The sequence below is a fragment of the Serratia sp. PGPR-27 genome (genome assembly GCF_022678525.1).
Lineage (GTDB): Bacteria > Pseudomonadota > Gammaproteobacteria > Enterobacterales > Enterobacteriaceae > Serratia > Serratia nematodiphila.
The window spans coordinates 1-940 of sequence record NZ_JALBYS010000080.1 but is presented as its reverse complement, the minus strand read 5'-3'; the positions used below and the strand labels follow the sequence as shown (position 1 = coordinate 940).

Here is a 940-nt window from a genome sequence, read left to right as displayed (position 1 = left end):
TGTTAGTGGAAGCGTCTGGAAAGTCGCGCAGTAAAGGGTGATAGCCCCGTACACTAAAATGCACAGGTCGTGAGTTCGATGAGTAGGGCGGGACACGTGACATCCTGTCTGAATATGGGGGGACCATCCTCCAAGGCTAAATACTCCTGACTGACCGATAGTGAACCAGTACCGTGAGGGAAAGGCGAAAAGAACCCCGGCGAGGGGAGTGAAATAGAACCTGAAACCGTGTACGTACAAGCAGTGGGAGCACCTTCGTGGTGTGACTGCGTACCTTTTGTATAATGGGTCAGCGACTTATATTTTGTAGCAAGGTTAACCGTATAGGGGAGCCGTAGGGAAACCGAGTCTTAACTGGGCGACTAGTTGCAAGGTATAGACCCGAAACCCGGTGATCTAGCCATGGGCAGGTTGAAGGTTGGGTAACACTAACTGGAGGACCGAACCGACTAATGTTGAAAAATTAGCGGATGACTTGTGGCTGGGGGTGAAAGGCCAATCAAACCGGGAGATAGCTGGTTCTCCCCGAAAGCTATTTAGGTAGCGCCTCGTGAACTCATCTTCGGGGGTAGAGCACTGTTTCGGCTAGGGGGCCATCCCGGCTTACCAAACCGATGCAAACTCCGAATACCGAAGAATGTTATCACGGGAGACACACGGCGGGTGCTAACGTCCGTCGTGAAGAGGGAAACAACCCAGACCGCCAGCTAAGGTCCCAAAGTCATGGTTAAGTGGGAAACGATGTGGGAAGGCATAGACAGCCAGGATGTTGGCTTAGAAGCAGCCATCATTTAAAGAAAGCGTAATAGCTCACTGGTCGAGTCGGCCTGCGCGGAAGATGTAACGGGGCTAAACCATGCACCGAAGCTGCGGCAGCGACGCTTAGCGTTGTTGGGTAGGGGAGCGTTCTGTAAGCCGTTGAAGGTGGCCTGTGAGGGTT

At 52.8% G+C, this 940-nt stretch carries 1 rRNA gene; it reads left to right on the top strand.

The features are described 5' to 3' along the window. Nucleotides 1–940: ribosomal RNA gene (locus MMS95_RS24095) — 23S ribosomal RNA — on the top strand; the annotation flags it as partial.